General features: G+C 37.6%; 6 protein-coding genes and 1 pseudogene. 4 read left to right on the top strand and 3 right to left on the bottom strand.

Annotation, left to right across the window (positions count from 1 at the left end; translation table 11 throughout):
* Window positions 1–369: 369 nt before the first annotated feature.
* Window positions 370–1272 carry an Rpn family recombination-promoting nuclease/putative transposase gene (locus tag AC1UFB_RS01490; RefSeq protein ID WP_226701755.1) on the bottom strand — a complete coding sequence of 301 codons (903 nt, stop codon included), beginning with the start codon at window positions 1270–1272 and terminating at the stop codon, window positions 370–372.
* 445 nt (window positions 1273–1717) lie between these two features.
* On the opposite strand from AC1UFB_RS01490, the pseudogene AC1UFB_RS01485 reads away from it, so the two are divergent.
* From AC1UFB_RS01485 to AC1UFB_RS01470, 4 genes and pseudogenes are all read left to right on the top strand, one after another.
* Window positions 1718–3128, top strand: a pseudogene (locus AC1UFB_RS01485) (IS1182 family transposase).
* 94 nt (window positions 3129–3222) lie between these two features.
* Complete coding sequence (locus AC1UFB_RS01480; RefSeq protein WP_482588366.1) at window positions 3223–5298, top strand: DNA topoisomerase III; 2076 nt, start codon at window positions 3223–3225, stop codon at window positions 5296–5298.
* Window positions 5299–5385: 87 nt separating this feature from the next.
* Window positions 5386–5847 (top strand): YrvL family regulatory protein, encoded by a 462-nt coding sequence (locus tag AC1UFB_RS01475; protein ID WP_025910232.1) that lies wholly within the window; start codon window positions 5386–5388, stop codon window positions 5845–5847.
* 106 nt (window positions 5848–5953) lie between these two features.
* Window positions 5954–6646, top strand: coding sequence for a metallophosphoesterase (locus tag AC1UFB_RS01470; RefSeq protein WP_025910231.1), 693 nt, complete (start codon window positions 5954–5956; stop codon window positions 6644–6646).
* Window positions 6647–6660: 14 nt separating this feature from the next.
* Here AC1UFB_RS01470 and AC1UFB_RS01465 read toward each other — a convergent pair whose 3' ends face one another.
* A complete protein-coding gene (locus tag AC1UFB_RS01465; protein ID WP_100347684.1) occupies window positions 6661–6987 on the bottom strand; it encodes a YflT domain-containing protein in 327 nt (108 codons plus the stop codon).
* 48 nt (window positions 6988–7035) lie between these two features.
* Window positions 7036–7766, bottom strand: a 731-nt coding sequence (locus AC1UFB_RS01460) for a DUF3231 family protein (protein ID WP_482588363.1), incomplete at its 5' end; no start/stop codon positions are given.

Raw genomic sequence — 7766 nt, 5'->3', positions numbered from 1 at the left:
CATTGTCCAAATGAAGTTTTTGGTGTAATCTTGTCCATACGTGGGTCCTTTTTAATGGATTTGGACGGGATGACCACCTGACTTTATCCATTATAAAGGACTTTTTCTTTACGCAAAACGAGATTATTGAAGATTTTGAGTGTTTTTAAAACTGAAATTATTTTAATGCAACACTAGTGAAAAAATATAAGACTTATATTTTCCTGCTATAGTACGTAATAACATTTAGTACGCTGCATAATAAAGAGAAAATAAATATAAGCTAACTCAATTACAATAAACTTCAAATTAGATGTGCTGATAATGAGGAAGTTAAAAAAGGGACTGCCTAACAAATTAATTTGTTAGGCAGTCCTTTTTTAATTATGATTATTGGTGACGTAATTTATCAATTTCTTCTGGTGTAAGGTTTGTAAATTCAGCGATTGTTTGGGTATCTAAACCCTTTTGAATCATACTTAGGGCCACCTTTATGATACCTTTCTTTTCGCCTATTTCTTCACCTATTTGTTTTCCTTTTTCTTCTCCAAGTTTCTCAGCTCGTTTTAAAGCTGACTTTTCATCTAATAATGCTTTTCTTCGTGCTTCATATGCTAATAACACTTCTGGATCTTGGCTAACACGTTCCCATTCATCCATCGCTTTCTTTAATACTTGATCTTCTTGCATCGCAATCTCCTCCAATACCTGAGTGATTTCTTCATCTTCGGATGCTTCAAGTAATAATAACCATCGCACAAGTTGATCTTCTCGTGGATCTACCTCTCTGTTACGCCATTTAATGAGTAACTTAGGTAACTCCATAAAATGAATTTCTAGCATATCTGTTAAGAGTAATTTCTGCTCTCGCTCATATAGCCGAAAAGTGGAGTGATAATCATGAATATGAGATAAATAACGGAAGTTCACAATGTTAATGGTAATCGTTTTACAAAGCTCTCCGTAGTCCATTCCTTCTTTCATTTGACTACTGTACATTTTAGACCAGTAATAGAGCGTTCGTTTTTCCATGTCATGTTTGTTATTAAGCTGAATCTCAATATTGACGCGACTTCCATCCTCTAACTGTGCGTGCACATCTAAAATAGAGCGTTTATCTTCTTGGTTTTCTTTATTAAAATGCGGATCTAATAACTGCACCGTCTGAATTTTTTTATCATCTGGAAAACGGAGTGCTGCGTTCAAAAAAGCAGCTAAAATAGATTCATTTCCATGTGTGCCAAATAGTGATTTAAATGCGAAGTCGACACGCAAATCTAATCGTTTTGTCATAATACCCTCCATCATTTCCATGTTTGTTATTAGTATACCATGATTGTACCGATTCCTTCTATCTAACACTTTAGGAGTAATTTTATTATCAATACAGTATCTGTCACACCTAATTATTAATGTTCTTCAGACAAAGAAGTAAGAAGGGGATTTAGAATAAATAGAAGTACTCGTGCTGATTGCTATTGCTCATAAATAAAATCCTCTTTACCATTATTCTTTTAGTCCGATCAGGTTCTTTATACATATAGAAATACATTAAAAATCAATAGACCATGTAAAGCAAAAAGAGGCTGGGACAAAACCCTCCTCTGAACCGAAAAAGCCGGTGAAATTTTACGACGAGTAAAATTTCACCGGCTTTGTTTATTTTTACATTAAAATAAGGACCACTTCTGATAAAATAAAGTTACCACACAAAATCTTATCGGAAAGAAGGGTCCTTATGTTTAAAGATTATAACATGAATCAAGTGGTTTTGCCTTTAGATTTAGAAATAAAATTATAAGAAAATGATATTGCCTTCGCCGTTCACCATCTCGTTGAACATATTCCAGATGAAGCCTTTGCCGGCTTCTTACAGAAAACGGGGTGTCCTGCTTACCATCCACGCATGATGATGAAAATCATTTTATGTGCCTACACACAGTCAGTTTTTTCAGGAAGAAAAATTGAAGCGCTTCTCAAAGATAGTATACGTATGATGTGGCTAGCTCAAGGTTACGAACCGAGCTATCGGACAATCAATCGATTTCGTGTTCACCCAGAAGTTCAAGTGCTTCTTCGTGAGTGCTTTGTCCAGTTTCGATGTCAACTTATTCAAGAGAACGAGATTGATAATGAAGCAATCTTCATTGATGGAACGAAGATTGAAGCAAATGCCAATAAGTTCACATTTGTCTGGTGCAAATCAATCGAAAAGTATAGTGCGAGCCTCTTGGAGAAATCAACCCAGCTGTATGACGAACTAGTAGAAAGAGAAATTATTCCACAGATCGAACGAGAAAGTTCGGACGAACTTTCTGTTGAAGAATTATCTCTAATCACTAAAAAATTAGAAGAAAAGGTTGAAGAGTTGACAAAAGAAATTGAAGCAAGTGAAGATGCCGATGAACGAAAACAACTGCGATCAAGCAGAAAAGAACCGAAGAAAGCGTATAAGCAATTTCACGACTTTGTGAAACGTAAGTTAAAGTATGAAAAAGACATGGAGATTTTTAACGAACGGAATAGTTATTCAAAAACAGATCATGATGCCACGTTTATGCGTATGAAGGATGACTACATGAAGAATGGGCAACTGAAGGCGGGGTATAATGTGCAAATTGCGACAGAAGGTCAATATACACTTGCTTACGATGTCTTTTCAAATCCAACGGACACACGAACACTTTGTCCGTTTCTTGACGCAATTGAACATCACTACTTCGAACTCCCAGACTATATTGTCGCAGATGCGGGATATGGAAGTGAAGAGAATTACCTCGATGTGCAGAAAAGAAAGCGTACGCCTCTTATCACATATAGTATGTATCGAAAAGAGAAGAAAAAACGGGTAAAATCTACGGAAAACGTAAGATTGACGTAGAACCAGTTTTTGGATATCTGAAGGCTAATTTGCGTTTCACTCGAATGTCCGTAAGAGGCAAAGAGAACGTGAAAAACGAATTAGGGTTTGCGTTCATGGCGGTGAATGTACGAAAGTACATCGCCTCCAGCGTAAAATGTGCATAGACCAATCAAACAGATCAACAAAAAAGGGTTCTCATCATCAAAATGCGATGATGAGAACCCTTTTTCATTATTTTTGGCTAGTTATGTCCCAGCCTCTTTTACTATGGTTTTTTTATTTATAATAGACTATAAAATTATTATGTAAACTTATCTAATCATACACAAACAATCATAATACATGTATAATGGAACAAGTGAATTGGAGGTATACATAAAATGAGATCACTTGTATTAGCAGAAAAGCCAAGCGTTGCGCGAGATTTAGCACGTGTACTTGGCTGCACTCAAATGAAAAAAGGCTATATTGAAGGACCTGAATATGTCGTAACATGGGCATTAGGTCATTTGGTTGAATTGCAAACACCAGAAGATTATGATAATCAATATAAAACGTGGCGAATGGAAGATTTACCGATTATGCCAGAGAAAATGAAACTGAAGGTGATTAAAAAAACAAGCCCACAGTTTCGAACAGTTTCTCAACTGGCTAAACGTAGCGACATCAAAGAGTTAATTATTGCAACAGATGCAGGGCGCGAAGGAGAGCTTGTTGCGAGATGGATCATGGAAAAAGTAAGATGGAACAAGCCATTTAGACGCTTGTGGATTTCATCTCAAACAGATAAAGCGATTAAGCAAGGGTTTCGAGAACTAAAGCCTGGAAAAGAGTTTAATCGCCTGTATGATTCAGCTGTTTGTCGCTCAGAAGCAGATTGGCTAATTGGCCTCAACGTTACCCGTGCGCTAACAACAAAGTATGAAGAGCCTTTATCAGCAGGAAGGGTACAAACTCCAACTCTAGCCATGATTATCGAAAAGGAACAGCAAATTCAAGCATTCAAGCCGCAGCCGTACTGGACGTTAACCGCAGTTTTACCTGGGTTTGAAGCAAAGTGGCAAGGCGGCCAAGAAAAGCGCATTTTTAATAAAAAAAAAGCAAAAGAACTTCGTGATAAACTTGCGGGTGAAGCCATAATTAAGCATGTCAAAAAGAAAGTAATGAAAGAAGCACAGCCTCTTCCATACGATTTAAATGAACTGCAGCGAGATGCTAACAAGCGCTTCGGATTTTCAGCTAAAAAGACGTTAAACGTGTTACAAAAATTATATGAGCAACACAAGCTCGTAACCTACCCACGAACAGATTCTCGCTACCTCACAACGGATATGGTTGGAACGATGAAAGAGCGATTAGAAGCCGTATCAGGTGCCTATAAAGAAGAAGTGAGGCCGCTGATTGCTAAAAATGCACAGCTGCCAAAACGCGTAGTGAACAATGAAAAAGTCAGCGATCACCATGCGATTATCGTAACCGACCAGCCTGTCTTCTTGCAGGATTTATCTTCGGATGAGCGCAAACTGTATGATTTAATTGCTAAGCGCTTCATGGCACTATTTTACCCTGCGTACGAATTTGAAACGGTAAAAGTAGAGCTTGAAGCGAACGGAGAGCAGCTTGTAGCACAAGGAAAACGAGTGATAAACCTTGGATTTAAACAAGTAACTAATAGTGATTTAGAAGAGGCATCGTTACCTCATTTACAAGAAGGCGCTGCTTTATCCATTAAATCGGTTGAAATGAAGCATGCTTTAACAGAACCACCTCTTCGTCATTCAGAAGCGGATTTACTTGCTCAAATGGAAAAGCATAATCTTGGAACGCCAGCAACTCGTGCTGATATTATTGAGAAGCTATTACAAAATGAGTCCATTGATCGACAAAATAACCGTCTGCATCCGACGCCAAAAGGAAAGCAGCTTATTTCGCTTGTAGCAGATGAACTAAAATCACCTGATTTAACAGCCAAATGGGAACGAGAGCTAGAAGCAATTGCAAAAGGAAAAGGAAACGCAAAAGAATTTTTAGCTAACATTCGTAAGCAAACAGCAAAGCTTGTGCAGCAGGTAAAAACGAGTGAAGAAACGTATAAGCCTCATAACTTAACAGGATCAAAATGTCCAGAATGTGGCTCATTCTTAAAAGAGAAAAAGACAAAGCAAGGGAGAGTACTTGTTTGCTCTAGCCTTGAATGTAGCTACCGACGTTCTAAAGATCCAAAGTTATCCAATCGTCGCTGTCCACAGTGCCATAAAAAGATGGGAATTCACGACGGAAAAGCAGGTAAGTATTTCCAATGTCGTCAGTGTCAAGTTGTTGAAAAAGCAGAAGACAAAAAGAAAAAAATGACGAAGCGAGAAGAAAGAAAACTGCTTAATAAATACAGTGACGACAGTGACTTTGGCTCAAGCTTAGGGGATGCATTAAAGCAAGCGCTGAAGAAAAAAGAGTGACAAGAAAGAAGGAGCTAGATTTTTCTAGCCCTTTTTTTGTTGGTTTTTGGTATAATTTAACTTAACTCTAACAGTAAAGGAGATAGAATGAGAAAACAAAAGAAAAAAGAAGATATGATGTCCAAGGTAATTGCGATTTCATTCGTTACGCTAATTATCATCGTAGCGCTTGTTGTTATCGCAGGAGTATACTTTTTTGGTCTCTTAGGCATATTTAAATTTGTGGGAGTTACGTATACAACAACAGGTGCTTTTTTATGGTTTGTTTTGCTTGTACTGATTGTTGGAAGCATAGTAGATTTACTTTCTAGAGCACTGATTTCACTATTTAAACCCTTCGCTACATCAGCTTTAAGCCGCTTCATTTTAATTGCCACTATCGACATTTGGTTCTCTTGGTTTGCTGTTTACACAGCGGATACATTCGTTAAAGGAATTACGCTATCCTTTGGTGCTGAATTTATCTTAGCTTCCATTTTATTTATCATTGATTATGGGCTCGATCTCAAGGTTGGGAGCGTAAAAGTAAAGATTGAAAACAATACATAAAATCTTGTGATTAAAAAAGTCGCTAGCATTAGCGGCTTTTTACCGAGTTCAAAACCATCTGGCCTATGCGTATAATAGATTTATGAAGTAAAAAGGAGAGGGCAGCGTGAGAAAATTTGCAATAAGTGATATTCACGGCAGTTATTATGAAATGATGCGTTTATTAGAGGCGGTGAAATTTAACCCAAACATAGATCAGCTCGTAATCGTAGGAGATATGATTAATCGTGGTCCCTATAGCGGTGAAGTTTTAAAAGAAATAAAAAGATTAAATGAAGCGTATGAACACGTTCACGTCACAATCGGAAATCATGAAGAAATGATGCTTTGGTATATTGAAGGTAAAAATCCGATGTGGTCGCAGTTTGGTGGGCAACGTTCTTCGAGCACCATTATTGAAGCATTTGGGAAACAGGGTATTGATGAAGCCATTCAGTGGGTAAAAGACCTACCTCTTATTTTTGAAGATAATGAATACGTTTATGCGCATGCTGGCTTTCAACTACCTTATAAAACTGCTTTTATTAATAGAAGCAACTTGTGGTTACCCCGCAAAGAGTTTTATCAAACGCCAATTAATCGCCTCCTGCAAGAAACAAACGGTAAACCTGTTGTCCACGGACATACGCCGGCACCGAACGTAGCGTTTGACGGGGCGAGAATTGGAATCGACCTCGGAGCTCAGGTTGTGAGCAAAGGGAGATTAGCATGTGTAGAATTAACAACTTCAAGCGTTTGGGAATATGATTTCACATTGAAAACGATTAAGGAAAAACAGGTAAAAAGACGCGACTACTAGTCGCGTCTTTTTAATTATGCACTTTTACTGGCCACGACTAAAACGCGACCCTTGTCCAATTCTTCTTCATACTTTTCAGCCTCTACTTGAGATAACCCAAGCGCTTCCATTTTTGAACGAAGCTCATCTCCTCGTGAACGGAAAATGTTTGCGACTGAATCAGTTAGTCCTTGTTCTGATAATCCAATGTTGTTTACATCCGTTGCGTCTGTTAAATGCTTGGAGCGTTCTTTGTGATGTGCGAGCAAATAAACTTCATCTTTCGTATATCCACTTCGTAAGAATTGATCAATCGTTTCTTTTGCCTGAACACCATTTTCGACTACTTTTACGTTTGTCATTTGTAAAACCTCCTAGTTTTAGTACGTGCAACGTGCTAATGGTTAAGTTCATTCGTTCTTTAAGAAGAATATCAATCTCCTTGCTATGTATATAGACGTTTTGGAGAAAGTTAAACCAAAAATGTCGAAAAAATTTACACATCTGAATTTAAGAACCTGGAGGAGTGTAGCTTGGCGGTTTTTTAACCAGCCTTTTTCCCGCTGTGTTTCTTTTACCTTAAAGCCAAAGGCAACCTTTTCACTATGAAGCTTTAGCCAGAGCATACCAACATCATTACGGATGGATTGACCAATGTTTGTACTGCACATAATGATGTTCGAAGCAACAGATTCTGACATTAAATTAGCAATTTCAGAATCTGTTGCGCGTACAACCAGAGGTATTTGGTGAGGATCAGATTTTGGTTTTGGAGCTGGAATATCAGAAAGTGGTATCCCTTCTTGTAGCATGAATTCCTTGAGCTTATCTCGCTGAGTCAAAGCTAACAGTTTTGATTCATGAGCAAGTTCTAATAGCGTTTTATCTGTTGTTGTATGTAAAGACGTTTCAACGGCCGGTATTTCTTCGGTAAGCGTAGTAAAATAAAGCCAGCATCCCATAGCTTCTCCTATATGTAATGGTTCGTGCTTGTTGGTGTTAATTGTTTTTAAATACGTTGTTAATGCTTCAATAGTGTGAATCAATGCAATCAATTCTTTTGCATTTTTTGTCACTAGTGTCGCATTAAAATAATTCAACGCTTTATAAAAATCTAAATTTTCAGCAATTTTATCTTTGC

Source organism: Priestia sp. KCTC 13724, from assembly GCF_056820425.1.
Note: the sequence above shows the minus strand (reverse complement) of the source record. Positions and strands in the feature narration are given on the sequence as shown.

Excerpts from the sequence above, each read along its gene's own strand:
- AC1UFB_RS01490 (WP_226701755.1), bottom strand. The coding sequence starts at position 1,272 with ATGACAAAACGATTAGATTTGCGTGTCGACTTCGCATTTAAATCACTA.
- AC1UFB_RS01480 (WP_482588366.1), top strand. The coding sequence starts at position 3,223 with ATGAGATCACTTGTATTAGCAGAAAAGCCAAGCGTTGCGCGAGATTTA.
- AC1UFB_RS01475 (WP_025910232.1), top strand. The coding sequence starts at position 5,386 with ATGAGAAAACAAAAGAAAAAAGAAGATATGATGTCCAAGGTAATTGCG.
- AC1UFB_RS01465 (WP_100347684.1), bottom strand. The coding sequence starts at position 6,987 with ATGACAAACGTAAAAGTAGTCGAAAATGGTGTTCAGGCAAAAGAAACG.